This is a genomic window from Clostridium nigeriense, from assembly GCF_050585245.1.
GTDB lineage: Bacteria > Bacillota > Clostridia > Clostridiales > Clostridiaceae > Clostridium > Clostridium nigeriense_A.
Genome location: NZ_JBNOOF010000012.1, coordinates 41,508 through 63,045, shown reverse-complemented (window position 1 = coordinate 63,045; position 21,538 = coordinate 41,508). Strand labels below are relative to the sequence as shown.

The 21,538-nt window shown below is 25.6% G+C and carries 18 protein-coding genes and 1 pseudogene; all 19 read left to right on the top strand.

The features are described 5' to 3' along the window. Positions 1–1,890, top strand: a complete 1,890-nt coding sequence (locus ACQPUY_RS15690) for a VirB4 family type IV secretion system protein (protein WP_430842649.1) — start codon at positions 1–3, stop codon at positions 1,888–1,890. 1 nt (position 1,891) lies between these two features. Further along, positions 1,892–2,566, top strand: coding sequence for a hypothetical protein (locus ACQPUY_RS15685; RefSeq protein WP_430842647.1), 675 nt, complete (start codon positions 1,892–1,894; stop codon positions 2,564–2,566). Between the two features lie 13 nt (positions 2,567–2,579). After that, complete coding sequence (locus ACQPUY_RS15680; RefSeq protein ID WP_430842645.1) at positions 2,580–3,752, top strand: NlpC/P60 family protein; 1,173 nt, start codon at positions 2,580–2,582, stop codon at positions 3,750–3,752. After that, complete coding sequence (locus ACQPUY_RS15675) at positions 3,753–4,619, top strand: hypothetical protein (protein WP_430842643.1); 867 nt, start codon at positions 3,753–3,755, stop codon at positions 4,617–4,619. Beyond that, on the top strand, positions 4,612–5,298 hold the full coding sequence (locus ACQPUY_RS15670; protein ID WP_430842641.1) for a hypothetical protein: 687 nt from the start codon (positions 4,612–4,614) through the stop codon (positions 5,296–5,298). Before ACQPUY_RS15675 ends, ACQPUY_RS15670 begins: the two co-directional genes overlap by 8 nt. A gap of 230 nt (positions 5,299–5,528) precedes the next feature. Continuing rightward, complete coding sequence (locus ACQPUY_RS15665; protein ID WP_430842639.1) at positions 5,529–5,711, top strand: hypothetical protein; 183 nt, start codon at positions 5,529–5,531, stop codon at positions 5,709–5,711. A gap of 107 nt (positions 5,712–5,818) precedes the next feature. Then, the gene (locus ACQPUY_RS15660) at positions 5,819–6,757 is read left to right on the top strand and encodes a lysozyme inhibitor LprI family protein (RefSeq protein ID WP_430842637.1); all 939 of its coding nucleotides are present in this window, start codon (positions 5,819–5,821) and stop codon (positions 6,755–6,757) included. Between the two features lie 69 nt (positions 6,758–6,826). Next, complete coding sequence (locus tag ACQPUY_RS15655) at positions 6,827–7,693, top strand: hypothetical protein (RefSeq protein ID WP_430842635.1); 867 nt, start codon at positions 6,827–6,829, stop codon at positions 7,691–7,693. A gap of 151 nt (positions 7,694–7,844) precedes the next feature. Further along, on the top strand, positions 7,845–8,600 hold the full coding sequence (locus tag ACQPUY_RS15650; protein ID WP_430842633.1) for a toll/interleukin-1 receptor domain-containing protein: 756 nt from the start codon (positions 7,845–7,847) through the stop codon (positions 8,598–8,600). A 230-nt stretch (positions 8,601–8,830) separates the two neighbouring features. Continuing rightward, positions 8,831–9,100 (top strand): annotated as a pseudogene (locus ACQPUY_RS15645) (recombinase family protein); the annotation flags it as partial. 71 nt (positions 9,101–9,171) lie between these two features. Then, positions 9,172–10,590, top strand: coding sequence for a hypothetical protein (locus tag ACQPUY_RS15640; protein ID WP_430842631.1), 1,419 nt, complete (start codon positions 9,172–9,174; stop codon positions 10,588–10,590). A 332-nt stretch (positions 10,591–10,922) separates the two neighbouring features. After that, the gene (locus ACQPUY_RS15635) at positions 10,923–11,111 is read left to right on the top strand and encodes a hypothetical protein (RefSeq protein ID WP_430842629.1); all 189 of its coding nucleotides are present in this window, start codon (positions 10,923–10,925) and stop codon (positions 11,109–11,111) included. 337 nt (positions 11,112–11,448) lie between these two features. Beyond that, positions 11,449–12,537, top strand: a complete 1,089-nt coding sequence (locus ACQPUY_RS15630) for a hypothetical protein (RefSeq protein WP_430842628.1) — start codon at positions 11,449–11,451, stop codon at positions 12,535–12,537. 666 nt (positions 12,538–13,203) lie between these two features. Further along, positions 13,204–14,850 carry a hypothetical protein gene (locus ACQPUY_RS15625; RefSeq protein WP_430842626.1) on the top strand — a complete coding sequence of 549 codons (1,647 nt, stop codon included), beginning with the start codon at positions 13,204–13,206 and terminating at the stop codon, positions 14,848–14,850. A 2-nt stretch (positions 14,851–14,852) separates the two neighbouring features. Then, positions 14,853–15,137, top strand: a complete 285-nt coding sequence (locus ACQPUY_RS15620) for a hypothetical protein (protein ID WP_430842624.1) — start codon at positions 14,853–14,855, stop codon at positions 15,135–15,137. Between the two features lie 19 nt (positions 15,138–15,156). Then, positions 15,157–16,167: a hypothetical protein gene (locus ACQPUY_RS15615; protein WP_430842622.1), complete on the top strand. Its 1,011-nt coding sequence runs from the start codon at positions 15,157–15,159 to the stop codon at positions 16,165–16,167. A gap of 180 nt (positions 16,168–16,347) precedes the next feature. Further along, the gene (locus tag ACQPUY_RS15610) at positions 16,348–18,840 is read left to right on the top strand and encodes a SpaA isopeptide-forming pilin-related protein (protein WP_430842620.1); all 2,493 of its coding nucleotides are present in this window, start codon (positions 16,348–16,350) and stop codon (positions 18,838–18,840) included. A 134-nt stretch (positions 18,841–18,974) separates the two neighbouring features. After that, entirely contained in the window at positions 18,975–19,601 is a 627-nt protein-coding gene (locus tag ACQPUY_RS15605) for a hypothetical protein (RefSeq protein ID WP_430842619.1), read from the top strand. Positions 19,602–19,733: 132 nt separating this feature from the next. After that, the gene (locus ACQPUY_RS15600) at positions 19,734–21,500 is read left to right on the top strand and encodes a phosphoribosyltransferase family protein (protein ID WP_430842617.1); all 1,767 of its coding nucleotides are present in this window, start codon (positions 19,734–19,736) and stop codon (positions 21,498–21,500) included. Positions 21,501–21,538 lie beyond the last annotated feature (38 nt).

The window sequence follows — 21,538 nt, the reverse complement described above, 5'->3', positions numbered from 1 at the left end:
ATGGCTAAAGAGATTAATTATAATCCATATCTGATTAAAAAAATACAGCCCGTTGGTGGAATAAAGTTTGAAGATAGACACGTAGTTAAAGGTGATGGTTTTGAAGCGTGTATTCAAATATATGATTTACCTACTTATGTAGATAATTTTTGGTTAGAGAGTATTTTATCATATGAAGATGTAGTTGCTACAGTTGATATAGCAACAGAAGATAGAAAAGTATCTTTAGATAAACTTAATAAATCGATAAGAGAACAAGCTGATAGATATTATCACATAAATGATAATGTAGATAAGATAAATGCAGCAGCAGAATCAAGAAATTTAACTGATTTAGTTGAAGAAATAACTCAATCAGATGAAATTATTAAGATAGTTACTATTAGATTATATGTATCAGCTAAAACTTCAAAAGAATTAGAGGATAGAGTTAAGCATATAGTTGAAAATTTAACTAATGAGGGATTTAAAGGATCAGTATTTCTTAATGAACAAGAATATGAATGGAAGGCATTGTTTAAAGGTGCTACAGAACAATCTAAAGAGTTACCAAATAGAGAAGGAAAACAAATTCCATCATTTGCTTTAGGGGGAGGATATCCATTTCACTATTCTGAATTAACGGATCCTACCGGAATATATATAGGAACTACTAGAACTGGTGGAAATGTATTATTTGATCTTTTTACAAGAAATGAAATAAGAAAGTCATATAATGCACTTGTAGTAGGAATGATGGGAAGTGGTAAATCAACATTTTTAAAGAAATTATTAGTTAATAATGCAATAGTAAATAATACAATTAGAGTTTTAGATATAGCAGGAGAATTCAAGACTTTGGTTACAACTCTTGGTGGTAAAGTCGTTGCTTTAGATGGTAGTGATGGAATTATAAATCCACTTCAAATATTTGCAACTGTAATTGATGAAACAAATAATAAGGTTAATGAAGAGAATTCATTTATGCTTCACTTATCTAAGGTGAGTATGATATATCAATTTATATCTCCAAATAGCGAACAAGCTGATATAAGAGAGTTTGAAAAGATATTATCAGATTTTTATACTGACTATGGAATAGAAAGAAGTAGGGCCACTACATATAATACCTTGCAGTATCCTATTATGGAGGAATTAGTTGAATATGCTAAGAAACAATTATATTCAGATGATAAATTTACCATTGTAAGGGATAATTTAACTCAATCAAGACAAGAAAGATTAGAACATATTATTTTAAATGTTGAAGGGATAGTAAGAGATTATGGAGCTTTATTTAATGGACATAGCTCAATTGAAAATATAGATAAAGAGCAGATAGTAAGTTTCGAGGTTAAGAACTTAACTCAATTTGATAAGAGAATATTTGAAGCACAGACATTTAATATACTTACAATGCTTTGGAATAATGCCCTACAACAAGGAATTAGAGAAAAGAAGATGTTTGAAAGTGGAATTAAAACTTTTGATGAAGCTAAAAAATATTTACTTATCTTAGATGAGGCTCATAAGTTTGTTAATACAGATAATATGATTGCTGTTGATTATTTAATCAGATATGAGAGAGAAGCGAGAAAGTATTTCTCAGGACTTATACTTGCTACACAGAGTATAAGAGATGTTGTACCAGAAAGCTGCTCTACAGAGGAGTTAAGTAAGTTAAAAACACTATTTGAATTATCTCAATATAAATTTATATTACAACAAGATAATAACGCTAAAAAGGCTATAGCTGAAATATTTTCAAATCAGATTACCACATCTGAAATAGAATTAATTCCATTCCTAAGAAAAGGTGAATGTGTAATGGCTATAAATGGAGATAGAAATCTTACATTTAAAATAGATGCCACAAATGAAGAATTAAAGCTATTTGAAGGTGGAGCATAAAATGAATAAGAAATTTGTAATAGGATTAGGAATAGCATTATTAGCATTTATTTTTGGATTAGGATTTAAATTCTTTAGTAATAGAGTTAATAATGATAAAAAAGATAATAGTTCTACAATAGAAGATATTAATACATCTGATTCAACTAATAGTGAAAAAGTAACTAAGGTTGATAAGATAGTAAAAATTGAAGATGGATATAAATCATCAATTATTCAAGGAGATACTGATACAGAAACATTATACATTAATAAAATAGAATGGATAAAAGAATATTGGTGGAATGATAATTTCTCTTTTGAAGAACTTATTCAATCAAAAAATGTAGCTGAAAACTTTGCTCAAGGAATTGCTTTATATGAGAGAAGTAATCCAGATAAGCATGTAAATAAGGCTAAAAAATATGCATCTAAAGACTGCTTTGTTAGAGATATGATTGAACCTTTTTCATGGCCTGGTGCAAAAGAAAATACTAAAGAAATGCAATTAGAGAATGTTGAATCAGAGTCATATGAATACGTAATTGATGAAGGAAGATTATATTATAGCGTTATTGTATATTGGAACTGGATTGATAATAGAGATGTTATAGCAAGCAAAGGGTATACAGAGTATATAGTTGGTGTAGAAAAAATAGATAATGAATTTAAAGTAGTAGATTACTACGCTAGATAATGGAGGTTGAATTATGGAAGCTACAAGTTCAACTGAAGTTACATTAGTAAAAAAGATAGGTAAATATTCTTTGTTTAGCATAGTAACGAGTATACCAATATTATTAATTCTAATGCTTATAATGGTTGCGACTATGTCTGTTACAATTAATAAAAATACTACTATAGGTGGAGTTGGAAACTTAGAAGGAAAGGTTCCAGCTCAATATATTGAAGATTTTAATTATGCTTCAAATATATCTGGGATACCTAATTGGGTTTTAGCGGCTGTATGTAAGCATGAATCATCTTTTAGGATGGATGCAGTTAGCTCATCAGGTGCATATGGATTAATGCAATTTAGAAAATATGAGAGTAATGGAGCAAGTAATTGGGATTATTATTTAAATAACGGATTAGACAAATGGGTTAAAGAAGCAGGATTTAATTATAATAATTCAGAGGAAGCTTGGAGTATATTTTTAGAAAGTAGTAAAATGCAAATTCTAACTGGATCATTCGTATTAATGGAAAAGGGGAATTATGCTTTAAAGGCCTGTGGTATAGTTGATTCAATTCAACCATTCAACATTGAAAATATGAATTTATTTCCCTGGAATGAAGATGAAGATAATCCTGTATTGAGAGATTCGTTAAGAAGATTATTTGCAGTATATAATTATGGGCAAAATCTTGGAATGACTATTGATTTAGATAATGCGGAGTCTAATTATCCTAATAGAGTATATGAAACTGCTATGGAATTTAGAAAAGGTGGAATTTCTGTTGATATAGATGGAGTGATAGGACGAGCTATACAAGTAGGTAAAGGAATGATAGGCAAAACTACTTATGTATATGGTGGAGGTAGAAATCAGTATGATATAGATAGAGGAATTTTCGATTGTTCTAGCTCAATTCACTATATGTATAAACAAGCAGGGCTTGAATTAGGTCCTCTTACATCTGCTACTACATATACGTTAATTAATATGGGAAAAAGAGTGGCCTTTGAAGAAATGATACCAGGAGATCTAGTTTTCTTTAATACTGAAGGCGTAAATAGTCATATGGGAATGTATATAGGAAATAATCAATTCTTGCACTGTGGTGTCAGTACAGGAGTTACAATTGCCGAATTCAATAGTTATTGGAAACCTATATTTTATGCAGCTACAAGAGTAGTTTCAGAAGGGAGCGAAATGTAAGTGAGTGATAATAAATTAGCCATATTTAAAGAAAAATTAGAAGACTTGATATATATTATAAAAAGAAATAGTAGATTTAAATATATGGCATTTACTATTATTTTTTCAGGAGGATTATTATTTTTCTTATCATCAAATATGTTATTTAATAGTACAAGTAATGATGTAAGTACAGAATTAAATATACCTTTAGCATATGACACTATTAATATATCATTACAAAGTAGAGAGTATAATTCAACTAATGGATTTATAAAATTCAATATTAAAGTTGAAGATAAAAATATTAATAGAGAATTAAAACCAAGGTTTGAGTTAAGAAGTAAATCAGATCCAGGAGCATTAATTCCATTAACCTCTATTAAAGTTACTGATAATGAATATGTAGTTATTACAACACATAATAAAAAGTGGTCATATTTATCTTTACAGGTGTATTTAGAAGATATGAATAATAAAGATAATGAAGATGTAGGACCATTTAAGTTATATTCAAATATTAAAGATTTTGTTAAGAATGATTTATTAGTTCAAAAGAGTGATAAAGAGTACTATGTTGAAATTGTTGATAGAGAAATTTTAAATATTGAAAATCAAATAATAGAATATGAAAATCAAATTCAAAATAATAAATTAGCAATAGAAAATATTATAGATAAGAATAAAAAATTAGAAGAAGAAAAGAAGTATCAAATAGATACTGAACTAGCAAATACAGAAAGTATTATAAATAGTAATATATTAGCAATTAATAGTTTAGAATCAAATAATAATGAATTAACTCAATTAATTATTAAGTCTAAAGAAAAGATAAGTAAATTAGAAATTAAAAAATCTGATTACTTAACAGGTAATAGAAATGAGTAAGATTAAGATTTTTAATAAGATATATATAATAGTACTTTTAGTTTTAGGCTTTTCTTTTATTAATAATATTAGTACAAGTGCAATTACCTTAGAGGAAAAAATAATAGAACAAAATAAGCAATTAAATGAGAGTATTGATGAAAAACAAATGTTACCCGATTTCTACTATAATCAATATGAAGAAATAAATAGTTATAGCAACGGACATATTATTGATTTAGGTAGTGTAATAATGAAATTGGTAAAAACAATAACTATAGATGGTAGAAATGTCGTTATATCGTTATATGGCCTGTATGTTTTAGTAATGCTAATATATCTGGGCATATTTGGAAGTAGAGACTTAGCAAAGAGAAAAAGAGCAATAGTATCTCTAATAGGAATATCATTAGTATTTTTATTATATATAAATATACCTCTAATTATGATCTATATTCAAGGAGATAAGAGTTTGATATTAAAAGTATCATTTACAGATAGAATCAACAGTATAGTACGATTTCTTCAAAGCAATAGTTTTATTATAGCTGCTATTCTTGCATATGTAGGTATAACAAAATTAATAGTAAGTAAAAATGATTTAGGATTTAAACTACAAGGAAGGTATTTAGTTAAATTTAGTTTTGTACTATTAATACTTCTGAATATCGTTCCAATAATTATAAAAATTATTATTTAGAATAATTAAAAATGAAGCGTATCATAAGTAAGATAAATTCATATAAGCCTATAGAATAACTAAACAAAATAACAAAAAACATTCAAGAGGAAAAAGAACCATTGCTAGTTACACTTTGAGATGATGTAAGTGAAGAAATACCGTATGATTCCATAAAGAGTATACTAGAGAATTTCAGCAAGGTTCTAACAGAAAGTGCAACTAGAGAGCAACAGACGAAATTGCTTCATATGATAATATCAGAAATAACTATAAATGAAGCAAGAGAAATAAATTCAATAAAATTAAAAATAAATGATAGTTTGGTTGACTATATAAGTAAAGAAGAAGGAGTATCTATGAAGGGTACTCCTTCTTCTTTTATATTAAGAAATATTGGGGTAAATACTTTGAATTTAGATATTGCTATATAAGTTATTTTCAGTTAAAAAATAAACCTTTCAAGACAGAATTAGACAAAATTTTCAATTTTAAAATGGTAATATTAGATAGGGAATATAAATAATAATGGAGGATAATTATGAAAAAGAAATTAATAGCATTTATTATGGTGATATTAGCTTTAGGACTTGTAGGATGTGGAAATGGTATTGTAAAGAAGTCTATTGAGCAGGCGAAAGCATCTATAGAGATTAAGGAATATGATAAAGCATTGCTTTCATTAGAAATGGCATTAGATGAAGACAATGATAATGAAGAAGCCAATAAACTATATAGTATAGTTGATAAATATCAAAAAGCTAAAAAATTATTAGAGGAAAATAATGCTGATAAAGCTAAAAATTTATTAGATGAAATGGATAGTGAATATGTAAATTATAAAATTAAAGATGATATTGATTCATTAAAACAACAAGTTGAAGATAAGATTAAAGAAATTGAATTAGTAAATAGTAATTTGAATGATTTATTAAGCTTAATCGATGAAAAGAAATATGATGAAGCAAATGCTTTGTTTGAAGAAATAAATAAAAGCTCGTTAAATGAAGAGCAAACAACAAAATTAAATGCATTAAAAACAAGAATAGATACTGAATTAGCAGAAATTGAAGCTCAAAAAAAGGCAGAAGAAGAAGCTAATAAGAAAAAACAATACGAAGGTACTAAGGATAAATATATAGAAAAATTAAATGCACTAGACGCTGAATTAGCTTATGCGAAGGATTCGTATGAAAAAGGAACAACTGCTGATTTAGTATCAGGGGAAGGTACTGCTTTTAGTAGATGGGATGGTATGTTAAATGAAATTTATAATTTATTAAAAATTCAACTTTCAGCATCAGAAATGGAAGAGCTTACAAATAAACAAATTAGTTGGATAGAATATAGAGATAAAACAGCTGAGAATGAATCAGCTACTTTTGGTATGGGTTCTTTGGCTACAGTACAATATAATTCAACATTGGCTAGAGTTACAAAAGAAAGATGTTATGAGTTAGTTAATACTTATATGAAGTAACTTAATTGAAAATATATGATAATTTTATTTTATAAAAATTATTATGAATAATAGTGAGGTGATAAAATTATGAAAAATAAATTGATATCAATTATATTAGTATATGCATTAAGTTTGGGATTAATTGGATGTGGAAATAATTTAGTTGATAAATCAATTGAAAATGCAAAAGTATCTATGGAAAATAAAGAATATGATAAAGCTTTAATTTCTTTAGAGTTAGCATTAGATGAAGATCCAGAAAATGGTCAAGCTAATAAGTTATATAGAATATTAGAAAAATATATAGAATCAAAAGAGTTAGTAGATAATGATAAATTTCATGAAGCAGAAGAGATAATTAGTAAATTAGATAATTCGTTATTTACAGGACTTTCAATAGAAGAAGATATTAATAGTTTAAAAGAAAAAATAGATAAACATAATAAGGAAGAAGTTGCAATATCAGAAGAAAAGAAAAAGCAAGAAGAGGAATCAAGTAAAACACAAGAAGAAAATAAAGAAGAAGTTCAAATACAAGAATCTAATGTAGAACAGCAATCAGTGGCAGAAGAAAAGAAAGACATATGTTTTATATGTAAACAAGAAGATTATATTAGTAATTTGCAAGAGTTACATGGGTTTGGAGTAGTGCATAATTATTGTTATGAATCAGCTCCAATATGCTCTATATGTCATCAAACCAAACTTATAGGAAATGAGGATTTGGATAAGAACGGAATATGTGATTATAAATGTGATAAACTATGTACTAATTGTTGGACAAAACCTAAAAATAGTGAAGTTAGTGGATTATGTAATGAGTGTGAGTGGAATAAATATTATTCAAATAAAGCTACATGTGGAGGTTGTACAGGAAATATAGTAGATGGAAGTCTAGCAGGAACTATATGTCCTGATTGTGGAACTAAATTCAAAATAATTCCTGTGAATTAGAGATATATAAAACCTCACTTACTACCGATACGGAGAACCGTATCATAAGTAAATGAGGTTTTTACTAAAATTGTATAAATAAAAATTTCTCTGGTTATGTAGAATATAGTATAATTATTGTGGAAAATAATTCAGTATAAGGGGTATTATTATGAGTAAACCAATAGTATTTATTTCTCACGTAACGGAAGAGAAGGATATTGCATTAGAGTTAAAAGTGTTATTAGAAGAAAGCTTTTTAGGAATGATGGATATATTTGTTTCATCAGATGATACATCTATATCAGCGGGAACAAGATGGTTAGATAATATATCTAATTCTTTAGGAAATTGTGCAATAGAGTTAATATTATGTAGTCCAAAGTCGGTTAAAAGACCTTGGATAAATTTTGAAGCAGGTGCAGGGTGGGTTAGGAATATACCAGTAGTGCCTTTATGTCATTCTGGAATGGAGCCAACTAACTTACCAATACCATTAAATTTATTACAAGCTATAAAACTTTCTGAAGTATCAGGACTAAAACTTTTATTGCCTTTACTATCAAGTTCAATAGGTTCAAAAGAGCCTAAGGTTGACTTCAATGACTTTGTAAATAAGGTTAAAGATTTTGAAGAAAATTATACATTTTGGGATGATTGTAATAAATACTTTGAAAAGTTATTAAAAATTAATCCTAATATAGTTAATGCATTAAAGCAGGGGCAAAATATACAAATAGAGTTAATGGAAGGTCAAATAAATTACTTAGAACAACTTATAGAAGAGTTTTTTTATAAGCATGAATTAATTAAATTTGTAAGAACAGGTAATACTTCTATTACGCCGAGTGGTATGTATTTTACATGTTTAATAGAGCATACAAATAAATTAAGGAATATATTAAGAGACCCTAAATTTAAACTTTAGAACTCTTATAATGCAATTAGTCATTGGAAAGTGTTATTTAAAATAGTTGTAAATATATATTATTAATAGGAATAAAGCTAGATAAGATAGTAATCTATTTTATCTAGCTAATTTTATATTTAGAAGGGAGAAATTAATAATGAAAAGAGTTTATAAAGAAATTCAAATAATTCAATTAAATAATTTACCGGTAGGAACTGTTGAAAGTATAAGAGTAACAATAGTTACATTATGAGTTGATTAAGAGCGTTTTAGAAAACTTTAGTAAGGTACTAACTGAAAGCTCAACAAGAGAGCAACAGAAGAAGTTACTACACATGATAATATCTGAAATAACAGTAAATGAGCTAAGAGAAATTGATTCAATCAAGATTAATTTAGATGATAACTTAATAAACTATTTAAGTAATGAAGAAGGTGTATCATTAAAAGGTACATCTTCTTCTTTTATATTAAGGGATGCTAGAATAAATAAGTTGAATTTATATATTACCATATAAAGTATATAATATTGTTATAAAAAAATATATGTAATATAATAACAATAATAAGCATTTATGGAGGGGGATATATGATAGATAAATTTTTGTTACCTGATAGGTATGAAGGGTTAGAAAAGTGTATAGATAAAAGTGACATTCCTAAGCTAATAATACCAGTGCAATCAGGAATGGATAAGGTAGAAGAATTATATGAGGAAATGTTTAGTAGTGGGAGAGGTTCATTTTTAATATTGAAGGGAAGTTCAGGGTGTGGAAAAACTACTTTCTTAAAAACATTAAATATATTTCTAGAAAATATAGAAATAGAAACAATTACAAACGATATGGACTTGGTCTCTAGTATAAATAATTTAAGTTATAGTAGTAAAGATATGAGAATAGTAATTATTGAGGGTAGAGAATCTATTATTGATTATAGCAATATAGAAATTAATACTGCAATTCATACTATAAATAGGTTTATAAGGTCAGAAGAAGGAAGTAGAACATTAATTGTATGGCCTTGTAATAATGATGATATAGTGGAAATATTAGTTGATACATCAAAAACTATTGGTGGGACATCGTTATTAGGATTAGAAGATACATATTTCCAGTTTTCTGGACCGGAAAAAGATGAGTATGTAAAAATTGCTAAGCAAACAATAGAATTACTTAATAAGGGTAAGACTTTATTAGATTTTGGTATAGATGATAGTGAGGCTGAAAGATTAAAAGAAGAAGTATCAACTATAGGCGAGTATTTAAAGAAGGTAAATAAAATAATTATAAGAAACAAGAAATTTGTAAAGAATTTAACTAAGAAAGAACACTGTAAAATGTGGGTAGTCGTGTTAGCCGCAAATGAGCCATCTAAAGATGTAGAAGCTTTAACAAAAGGAGAATTTTTGGATGCTGATATTCAAAGATTAATGGTTTCAACAAATGCAAATATAGTTGAGGATTTAAAGAAATACCCTCAGCATATAGGATTGATAGCTAACTATTTAGATTGTAAGATAATATATGTTCCAATAGTTACAGCATTAGCTATAGTTAGAACATATGCGGATGACAACCTTATTGAAATAATGAAAAAGAGGAACATGTCAGTTAAGAAAGACTCTGATATTAAGGTAAGAATTCTTAATACAGAATTAGTAAGAATGATTAAACTAGATAGTAAATTAAAAGGAATAGGTGGAAAAACAGGCCCTAATAGCATAAAGGCATTTGAGAAGTTAACTGACATTGCATCAAGTAATGACAGAATATTAAATAAGACATTTGGTAAAGCTTTAATGGATATAGGAATAATAGATAATTTTAAATTGGAGCAAAATTTTGGAAAAGGCCTAACAAGAAGAACGGACTTAGTATGTACAATAGGAGCAGAAACTTTGCGATTAGAGTTTATGTGGAGAAAGAGAACTTCTAAGGCAGATATATCTAATTACACTCTTACTAAAATATATAACTATGGGAAAGCTTTAGGATTTTTAGAATAAAAAACCTCACTTATTACCGATACGGAGACCCGTACCATAAATAAGTGATGAAAGTATTCTTAAGCTAGTGATTTCAATGGCTAAGAGCATTTTTGTTAGTGAAAACACAGTATCATAAGTAAGATAAATTCATATAAGCCTATAGAATAAATAAAAGAATAACTAAACAAAATAGCAAAAAGTATTCAAGAGGAAAAAGAACCAGTGTTAGTTACACTTTTAGATGATGTAAGTGAAGAAGTAATGTATAAGTTCACAAAGAGCATACTAGAGAGTTGTGGAAAATATTAATATAAAGTGAAACTGGAGAGCAACAGACGAAATTGCTTCATATGATAATATCAGAAATAACTATAAATGAAGCAAGAGAAATAAATTCAATAAAATTAAAAATAAATGATAGTTTGGTTGACTATATAAGTAAGGAAGAAGGAGTATCTATAAAGGATTCTCCTTTTTCTTTTATGTTAATAAGTATTGGAATGAGTGTATTGAATTTAGAAATTGTTATAAAAGGTTAAAAATATTCGAATAATATATGATAAATTAAAGAAAATTGTAGAATGAAAGGAATGTGAATGATATAATATATTTACAGATAATTTTGGAAATTTAAGGGATTATAAAAATAAAAAATGGTAATTGAAGTTAATGATATCATACTAGTGTATACAAACTTTAATTACTTAGATATACGATTGTATATTTAATAAATAGTGATAATATATTAAATAACTCTTAGGTTCATAGTAATAAATAAGAGAGAATTTGATTTCTGAGTATTATGCTAAAAAATATACAAAAGTAGAAAGCAATATATTGTTTTTGGGACTAGCTAAATATTAGGAGGGGTATAAAATGTCAAAGAAATTACAAAAAAAGCAAAAAATAAAAGAAATTAAATTAAAACAAAAATTGAATAGAGAAAAAAATAAAGAAATTTTAAAAGAAAAACTAGAAGATTTTAATTTTAATAATATAACAAAGTTTAGTGGAATTAGAGCGTATGTTTTAATTAATTTAGAAGAGATAATTAACTCAATGAAAGAAGGGAAGAATGATGATAGTGAAATATTACTTATGGCAAGAAAGCTTATGAATTTTTCGGTTGAGCCTAGAAAGAAATATAATGAGTTTTTAAGAGAAAATAAAAATAAAATAACTGAAGAAAATAAAATCTTATTGAATTTACTAAAAAGAGAAGCAAAATATATGTTAAATACTACTGAAAGAGCTTTATTAAAGGTTCAAATGCAAGGAATAATATTAGAATTTGCAACTAAAAATAATAATTATGAAGCTATTGATTATGGAGCGATAAGGATTTGTTTTGAAACTGTTTATTTTGCAATTTTACAGGGGTTAGAAGAGAAAAGAATACAATTATTAAATATTTATGTTGGATATGGAGATGTATTAGCAGATATTGAAGTTGAGTATGAAGAAGACAGTTCTAAATATAATTTAAATGAACATATAATAATATTTCCTATTTGGAATTCACTAGATGATTTGTATAATGAATATACTAAATATAAAACAAAATATATTAATTTTAATGAAAGTAGTTTATATGAACTAGCTACTGCTTATGCAACGGAAAAACAATATAATGATAGAGAGAATGGAAAAGAATTAATATCTTATAATGGTATTACATTAAATTATGTAGGTGTCTTAGAAGTAGAACTAAAAAAGCTTATATCAAAAAAGACAGGTAAAAATAGTAGAAAAATAAGATTAGTAGATGCTATAAATTCTTTGGAAAAATTAAATTTAGATATTTTATCAAGAAGTGAGGTTATAGAAGAATTACATAATATAAGAGAAATTAGAAATAAAGTAGCTCATGGATTTACTATTAGTTATGAGGAATTAAAATATATTCAAGAAATTTTATTAGATAGAGAAATACTTAAATATATTTCTTGGGAACTAAATAATTAAATTAAAATTAAATAATCCTAAGTTAGTAAAGAATAAGGAGTATATATAAAGGCAACGGGTTTCGTTTCTAGGTGCAAAAGTTGCTAATTAAGTTAAAGTCTCAACTTGTGTAAATGGTGAAAATACAAGATAGGAAAAATAGAAATAAAAGATTTTTAATAATCATGGAGTAGATTTACTTCATAATTTTATACAAGAAACTTCTATGTGTAATTAGATTGCATATAGAAGTTTCTTGTATTTTGAGGAGAATTAATAATCAAGAAGATTTATAAAGAGAGCCAATTACTAAAAGTGAATAATATACTATCAGAAGTAATTGAAAGTATAAAAATAATAATACATATAAAATTAAAAATGTATAGATCTAAATATGAATTTAATTTCTGAATGCTCATAAAACAATTAAGATAGTGGTATTATATTGTATATGAGATCATCGTAAATAATGATAAAATTAAGATTAAATTGAATATATTCCAAAATAGCAATAGATTTTAAAAGTTTATATAAATATATAATTAGCTTTCAAGTACAATATAATCATTGGAATATAGTAGCTATAAAACCAGATAAAATCACATTTTATTATAATAAATTACATGATATAATTTCATTCATGGCTAATCATAAATGATTAGATTATAGCATTTAAGGGGGAAGATCGTGAGAGTTTTATTTGCTATAAATTACATAAACTCAAGTAAACAAATTAGTAAATTATATAAGAAGAATTTTAAAGAAAGCCTAGACTTTGATGTAACAAGTAATAAGAAAGACACTTTTAAATTGCTAAAGGAAAATCAATATGATGTTTTGATTATTAATAGTTCATTAGATGGTCAGGCTATTTTATTTTCTGAAATAGAGTACATATTTAATAATAAGTTAAGTGAAAAAATTATATTAATTATAGATAATGATAAAAAAGATACCGATTTTTCTCAAAGACTTTATAATTTAGGATTATATAATGGTATTTACGAAGGTGATTCTACTAATATAAATATATGTGAATTAATTAATAAAGATAGAAGTTCGTTAGAAGCTAAAAGCTATTATAATGCATCTGATGATGTTGATTTACTTGCTAAAGATGACATAGAACTTATTGAAAGAACGGAGCTATTAATCCTACTTGAGAAAATGAAAAACTTAAATTCTAATGAATTAGTTGAATTTTTAATAAAGTTAAAAGAGATTTATTCAGATGAACAAATTAAATATCTACTAGATAATACTAATCTGGATATTAGAAGTAAGTTAATAGATAAAGAAATATATAATGATTTATTAAATGTTAATTATGATGATATAAATGGCAATATTAATACTTCTGAATATGAATTTAATGAAGTAAATATAGATAGTTCTAATAATAATTTTATTATTGAAGATGATTTTAGTGATTTAGATCTCGATAATTTATTTACTTTACCTACTGAAAATGAAGTTAATAGTAAAGCAAGTAGTAATGCTGATTACTTAAATTTAGATTTACCTAATAATCATACTTCTATTAAAACTTCTAAAAATAATACTTCTAAAGAAGCACCAAATGAAAGAGAAAACTATAAAGATCAAGAACAGAATGTAATTGAAAAAATAGTTGAAGTTGAAAAAATAGTAGAAAAGGTTATAGAAATAGAGAAAGTAGTGGAAGTTGAAAAAGTTGTTGAGAAAATTATCGAGGTAGAAAAGAGTAAATTCAATAGAATTATTATTGGGGTTATGGGAGTAAAAAAAGGAATTGGAACAACTTATAACAGTATTTCATTAGCAAAATATTTATCTAAAAATTATAAAGTTGCAGTTGTTGAACTTAAAAAAGATTTTTTAGATATAGCTGATGCATATGAAATTAATGTAAATAACAATATGTTTACTTTAGAAAATATAGATTATTACTCAACTAATATAGATGAATTTTATAAAAGGATACTTAGCCTAGATTATCAATATATAATTATTGATTTTGGTTCCTATAATAATGAGATTATTAAAGATTTTTATAGAACTGATATTAAATTAATGCTATGTGGAACTCAGGTATGGGAAGATAAGTATTTATCTAAATTCCTTACAGAGCAAGATGTAGTTAAAAGAGTTAAGTATCTTTTTAATATGTCTAAATATAGAGAAGATATTATTAGTAATATGCCTGGATTAGATGTTTTGTTTATAGATTACTTTGAAGATATAAGCACAATAAAAGATGTTTATGAAAGCATATTAAATGACTATGAAGTATCTTATGTTGAATCAGTTAATAAAAAGAAAGGCTTTATTTCAAGTATTTTTAGGAGGAGCTAGCCTTGAAAAGAAATTTATATAGTAGTGTAATTCAACAACGTAATAATAAAGAGGAGCAAGAAAGAAAAGCTAATAAGGTAAGAAAACAATATACGCTTGATAATGATAAAGAAGTTATAGTTATTAATGAAAATAAATGGACAAGACTTCTTAAAATCATATCATATAAATTTGAGGGATTAGTTAGAATAGTATTTTGGCTAATTCTAATGGGGGTTATGTCTATTGGAGCCACTGTATTATTAAATCCATCCCTTAGAGAACAATTTTTTAATATTTTTAAATAGTAAAGAAAGGAGGAAAAATATGAAAAGGAAATGTTTTTTATCAGCAACACTAATTGCTATATTTACTACATTTAGTTCTATAGCCACTTATGCACACACAAATTATATTGAACAAAAATTTGATGTTAAAGCAGATGAGATTGATAAAGAAATTAAAGTTGAAAATGAAGGAAAAACATACCTATTAAAGCTACAAAATATAGTAAGTGAAAATGAAGTAGTTGCCTCAAAAAAAGATTATATTGAGGAAGTTAAAGAAGTTATAGTTGATACAAATAACGCTACAGATATACTTACTAAATACCCTGTTATAGAGTTTACAGATAATAGTGGTAATGTTTCAACTTTAAATGCTACTGAAATAATATCAGTTGAAGTTGCAGGTGAGGATGAATCTTATTGGGAAACCTTAGAGACAATATCTAAAACTTTAACATTAACAGCAGCACAAGTTAATGCAATGGGTGAAGATGTTACAAAGTTAGTTGAAAATAATAAAACTTATGAACTAACTAATGCTGAATTTACACCTATCGAATTTGAAAATAATGAACCAACATTATATAGTGCTAAAGTTGAGTACACAACAGTAATTCCTCATCATGAGAAAATAGTAAATAGCTATAAGGCTAAGATTAAATATGTTGGTGAAATAGAGAAAAAAAACGTTATAGGATATGAAACTATAGCAAATTATTCAGTAGAAGAAATTCAAAATTCAAATCTACCAGCTATTTTAGGAACAACAGCAGGTATTGGTGTTTTTGTAGTAATTGGTTGGATATTTATAAATAATGTTACTCTATTTAGTGGAAATAAAAAGTTAAGAAGTTATAGAAAGAATAAAAATATAATTGAAATTGATATAACAAAAGAATATGACTTATATGAAAATCTTAATCTATTAATTAAGAAAAGATTAGCTAAAAGATTAGATAATACATTATTAGTTATTAAGGCTAATGGCAAAGAAATACATAGAACTGTTTTAAATTCAGTTAATGAAGATATGAAAATAATAATAAATTAATATAGATAACAATAAGAGATACATAACAGAAAGTAGGATATATAAATGAATAAATTTGAAATAATTATTCTAAGTACTATATGCACAGTATTGCTAATAGATGATAAGAATGCCGATGTAAATAGTATAAGTAGCAATATGTGTAGATATGGATAAATACTTCGGCTAGAAAGGATTAATATGTCATTTAAAAATAGAATAAAAAATAGATTTAAATTTATAAGTTTATTTCTAGTAGCGATTATTGTTACAACAAATTTAATACCAGCTACAACTATAGAAGCTTCTACATCTCATATAGTTGAAGTTGGTGGATTATCAGCACAAGAGTGGAACTCAATGTCAGAGTCAGAAATTGATACTTACTTTAATATGGAGCTTTATGCAAATGGAGTAACAGGATCAGGCGTAAATGTAGGAGGATGGACAAATGGAGCATCTTCTATCATGATACCTCCAATTAGAATAGATGGACAAATAGGATACTGTATGCAACCATTATTAGCATTTCCTATTAATGTGTATTATGGAGATCCATCAATATCAACTAATATAAAAGTAAGAAGTGTTGCATATCATGGATATCCTAATAACGGTAGTAAATTAAAAGAAAAGCATAATTTATCAAATATTCAAGCTGAGCAATATACTCAATTTGCAGTATGGAAGATTCTTGGGTATGTTGGTCCTGGATTAGCTATAGCTGAAAGAACACATCCTTACGTTGATGAGTTAGTTTCTTTAGCTAATAAAGGTGATATTGGTCCATACTCTTCAATGGAATTTAGATTAAGTAAAAGTACATTAGAAGCAATAAGATATGATGGATATCAAGAAACTGAAGCTATAGGAACAAGTGGAACTCCTGGTACTTTTACATTTCCATCTACAAATGAAGTATGGTCAGTAGATTTAAATGGAGATAAGAAAAATACTTTTAATATAGGAGAATCTTTTAAAATAAGGTCTACAAGTAATTTTAATGGTATTAAAAGCTTATCTATTAAAGCAAGTTTAGGTAACCCAAATGCTCTTGTTTATAGTGGTAATGGTACTTATCAAGACATATTAAAATTCTCATGGGGAAATCCAGTTGAGAAACTTGCAACAGTTAATGTGAAATTTACTGCTTTAGGAAATATAAATCTTCATAAAACTAATGATAAGGGATTAAATCTTGAAGGTGTTAAATTTGGTTTATATTCAGATAAAGAAGCTACAAATCTAATTAAAGAAAGTACTACTAATTCAGATGGTAATATCATATTTTCTGATTTAAATGAAGGTACTTACTATGTAAAAGAATTAGCTACTTTAGAAGGACATATTTTATCAAATGATGTAAAGGAAGTTAAAGTAGTAGCAGGTGAAACTAATAAATTTGAATGGATTAATGATACTATTAAATCTAAAGTTAAGTTCTTTAAATATGATGAAGATACAAATAAACCAATGGCAAATGTAGAGTTTAAAATTGAAGCTATAACTGGACTTGATAAGGGCAAAGTATGGTCAGTTATAACAGATGAAACAGGATTTTTTGAAGAAGAATTAGCTTATGGTGAATATCAAATTACTGAAGTTAAAACTCTTGAAGGATATATTCTAAATACTGAACCAATTAAATTTGAAGTTAAGGAATCTGGTCAAGTTATTGAACTTTCAATGTCTAATAAAAGAATTAAGTCAGAGGTGAAATTACTTAAACTAGATAGTGAAGCTGGATTACCAATGCCTAATGTTAAATTTAATATAAAGGCATTAAGTGGCTTAGAGCAAGGACAAACTTGGGAAGTATTTTCAGATGAATTAGGTTATATATCAATAGAATTACCTTATGGAGATTATGAAATAACAGAAGTTGAAACTCTAGAAGGATATGTATTAAATTCAACTCCAATAGAATTTAGTATTACTGAAAATGGTCAAGTTATTGAATTATCTATGGAAAATGACAGAGTTAAAGGAAATGCTGAACTATTAAAAATTGATTCAGAAACTAAAGAGCCTTTAGCAAATGTAGTATTTGAACTTGAATGCTTAGAAGGATTCAATCAAGGATCTAAAGTTGAATTAATTTCGGATTCAACTGGAATAATCAGAATGTCTAATTTACAATATGGTAAATATAGATTAACAGAGATTAAAACAGTTGAAGGATATGTATTAGATAATACTCCTATTGAATTTGAGATAAGAAATCATGGAGAAACAGTCAACTTAGTTATGGAAAATAGAAAAATAAAAGGTAAACTTGAGATAATTAAGATTGATGCTAACTCTAGCAAAAGACTTCAAGGAGCAGAGTTTGGAATATATGATAAAGATAAAAATTTAATTGAAGTAATAACTACAGATGAAAATGGAAGTGCAACTTCATCTGAATTAACTTATGGCCAATATTATTATAGAGAATTAAAGTCGCCAGAAGGATATGTAGTTGATGGAAACTTCTATGAATTTAAAATTGAAGAAGATAACATTGTGCAAGCAGTTAAATTTAAAAACTATCCTGTAATTACTTATAATAAAACTATTAAACCTAATAAGTGGAATAAAACTTATAATTCAACTATACCTAATACTGGTGATAGTATGAATGTAGGATTATCATTATTAGTACTTTTAGTTAGTGGTTGTGTAATCATAACTACACTAAGAAAAAGAAAATAGCTTAAAATAAGAACACTTAGATATTGATCTAGGTGTTTTTATATATTTTCAACTAAAAAAGATAGTAGTTGAAATTGAATTAATTTACATAATATGGTAATATATAATAAAATACTTTTAAGGGAGAGATAGTTATGACGGGTTATTCCATTAAAGAAGCAGCATTTGAACTAAATATATCAGATAAAGCTCTTTATAAAAGAATATCTAATGAAAAATTTAATACTGATTTTTTAACTAAAATAGATGGAAAAACTATTATAACTGAAGATGGCTTAAAACATTTAAAAAGTGTTATTAAGAATAGAAAAACACCAAAGAATGAAGCTGAAAGTGAAGTAGCTTTAACTATAGATACTTGTGAAAAAGAAGTATATAAACTAGATAAAAACTTAGATGAAACAAGAATAAAGGTATATACTCAAAATGAAATAGATATTATACTCATGCTTAAAGATCAGATTAAATTTTTAAAAGAACAACTTGAAAAACAAAATACTAATTTTCAAGAGCAATTAAATTTACAAACTCAAAGTTATCAAGAGAACTTAAAAATTTTACTTGAAACTATAAAATCTAAAGAAGCTATTATATTAAATATGCAAGATATAATTAAATATGAACAAGAAAATACAAAGAAACTTATTGAATATGATGAAAGATCAAGAGAAGTAGATGAAAAACTATCTCAAATCAGAAGGGAATTAGTTAATAGAAAAACTAAAAAAAATAAAGGCTTATTTTACTTTTTAAGAAAATAACTAGACTATCGATAAAATACTATTAGTCTTTAATATTATATAAATATATAATATAATCTAAATATATACTATAAAATTTTACAAGAAAAAAATTATTTAACAATATATGATTTATTCTAAAGAGGTAACGATATGAATTTATGGAAAGAAAAGGGTATATATTTTATAGATGAGTATTATCCTTATTGGATTACTGACTCTAATAATCAAAAAATTAAAAATACTTATTTTGAAAAAGGTAAAGGTAAATATATTTTAAGTTTAAAAAACAATAAAAAAGATGGTATTGAATATTATACAAATAAATTAATATCTATTTTATTATATAAAATAAAAAATATAAATGAATTTGATGTTATAACTTATGTTCCATCAAGTAAAAAAGATAAAAATAATTTAGGACTTGAAAAAGTATTAAAAAATATTTGCGATAATTATAATCATTTAGAATTTAAAAGGTGCTTGAATAGAATAGAAAGTATAGAAAAGCTAGCGACAGGTGGTAATAGAAATAAAGAAATACATGTTAAAACAATCGATATAAATGATTCAAAAGAAATTAAAGATAAAAATATAATAATAATTGATGATGTTACTTCGACAGGTAACTCAATGATAGCTTGCAAACAAAAATTAAAAGATGCAGGAGCAAATAAAGTGGCTTGTTTATCTTTAAGTAAAACATATAATAATTTAGAGGAAGCATGTAATGATAATAAATCTTTGAAAGCATTAAATGAACTTGATAATACTATACAAAACTACATTAATAACCTAAATATAGATAAAAGAAATGGTAATTATGAGAAAATAATCAATTCTATTATAGAAAAATTTCTTTTTTTTAGAGAATCTTTTAAGATATATGATAAAAATATAAAAGATAAATACGAAATAATGATAAGAAAAAGAGAGCTTTATCTATATTTAATTAATCAAATTAATATTTTAGAAAATCTTGAATATACGTTGGTAGAATATCTAGATATATCTAAAACTCTATTAGTTAAGATAATAATTTATAATTCTCTTATAGAAGAAAATAATAATTTAGATTTATTATCAAATTATTTTGAAGAAGTAAGATTATTTCGAAAAAATTATGGATATGAATGTGATTTGGAAAATCTCCTAGGTAATTACAGAGGTCTAATTAATATTTATTTAAGAGAATATGAAACTGATGGATATAGTTTAAATTTAAATTTAAATAGTACCAAACTAAATTATATTGCAAAAGCATTATATGAAAGTAATACTGAACTTTCATTAAGAAATGCACTTAATCTAATAGATAAAGCAATTGAATTAGATAAAACCGAAATGGAGTTATATTTAAATAGAGCTATAATATATATAAAACTAAATAAATTCGAAAAAGTTATAAATGATATCAAATCTGCTTTAAATTTAGAAAAAAAAGTTTATTCTAATATAATACCATTTAAGTCAAATAAAAGTAACATATTAGAATGGTTAAAAGAATTAAATAAAATAAGTAATTCATCAGATATAAGTTATTTATTAGCAATGTATATGTATAAAATATATTCACCTGAAGAAGGGCTTATTACATTGAAAAATCAGACATTAACTAAAAATGAAATGAAAATATTAGAATTAATAGCTATTGCTAATGAAAAAAGTAAAGGTGAATATAGCACTATTACTAAAATTGATATATTTAAACAAAGAAAAATTAAAAATTTAGATAGCTATAAACATTTAAATAAAAATAACAAACAATATATTTATTATTTCCCTGAAACTATAGTGGATATATTAAATGAACAAGAAAATGAAGTTTTAAGAAGTTTTGATGATTATTATTCAGAAGATATTGGTCCAGATTGGTTAGGTGGTTGTGAAAGTGAAGCAGAATTCTGGGAACATACATAAAATAGAAATATAAATTTAAAATTAAAATAGTAATATAT

What these genes read in the sequence shown, in the direction of transcription:
- ACQPUY_RS15690 (WP_430842649.1), top strand. Translation starts at nt 1, where the DNA reads ATGGCTAAAGAGATTAATTATAATCCATATCTGATTAAAAAAATACAG.
- ACQPUY_RS15685 (WP_430842647.1), top strand. Translation starts at nt 1,892, where the DNA reads ATGAATAAGAAATTTGTAATAGGATTAGGAATAGCATTATTAGCATTT.
- ACQPUY_RS15680 (WP_430842645.1), top strand. Translation starts at nt 2,580, where the DNA reads ATGGAAGCTACAAGTTCAACTGAAGTTACATTAGTAAAAAAGATAGGT.
- ACQPUY_RS15670 (WP_430842641.1), top strand. Translation starts at nt 4,612, where the DNA reads ATGAGTAAGATTAAGATTTTTAATAAGATATATATAATAGTACTTTTA.
- ACQPUY_RS15665 (WP_430842639.1), top strand. Translation starts at nt 5,529, where the DNA reads ATGATAATATCAGAAATAACTATAAATGAAGCAAGAGAAATAAATTCA.
- ACQPUY_RS15660 (WP_430842637.1), top strand. Translation starts at nt 5,819, where the DNA reads ATGAAAAAGAAATTAATAGCATTTATTATGGTGATATTAGCTTTAGGA.
- ACQPUY_RS15655 (WP_430842635.1), top strand. Translation starts at nt 6,827, where the DNA reads ATGAAAAATAAATTGATATCAATTATATTAGTATATGCATTAAGTTTG.
- ACQPUY_RS15650 (WP_430842633.1), top strand. Translation starts at nt 7,845, where the DNA reads ATGAGTAAACCAATAGTATTTATTTCTCACGTAACGGAAGAGAAGGAT.
- ACQPUY_RS15640 (WP_430842631.1), top strand. Translation starts at nt 9,172, where the DNA reads ATGATAGATAAATTTTTGTTACCTGATAGGTATGAAGGGTTAGAAAAG.
- ACQPUY_RS15635 (WP_430842629.1), top strand. Translation starts at nt 10,923, where the DNA reads ATGATAATATCAGAAATAACTATAAATGAAGCAAGAGAAATAAATTCA.
- ACQPUY_RS15630 (WP_430842628.1), top strand. Translation starts at nt 11,449, where the DNA reads ATGTCAAAGAAATTACAAAAAAAGCAAAAAATAAAAGAAATTAAATTA.
- ACQPUY_RS15615 (WP_430842622.1), top strand. Translation starts at nt 15,157, where the DNA reads ATGAAAAGGAAATGTTTTTTATCAGCAACACTAATTGCTATATTTACT.
- ACQPUY_RS15610 (WP_430842620.1), top strand. Translation starts at nt 16,348, where the DNA reads ATGTCATTTAAAAATAGAATAAAAAATAGATTTAAATTTATAAGTTTA.
- ACQPUY_RS15605 (WP_430842619.1), top strand. Translation starts at nt 18,975, where the DNA reads ATGACGGGTTATTCCATTAAAGAAGCAGCATTTGAACTAAATATATCA.
- ACQPUY_RS15600 (WP_430842617.1), top strand. Translation starts at nt 19,734, where the DNA reads ATGAATTTATGGAAAGAAAAGGGTATATATTTTATAGATGAGTATTAT.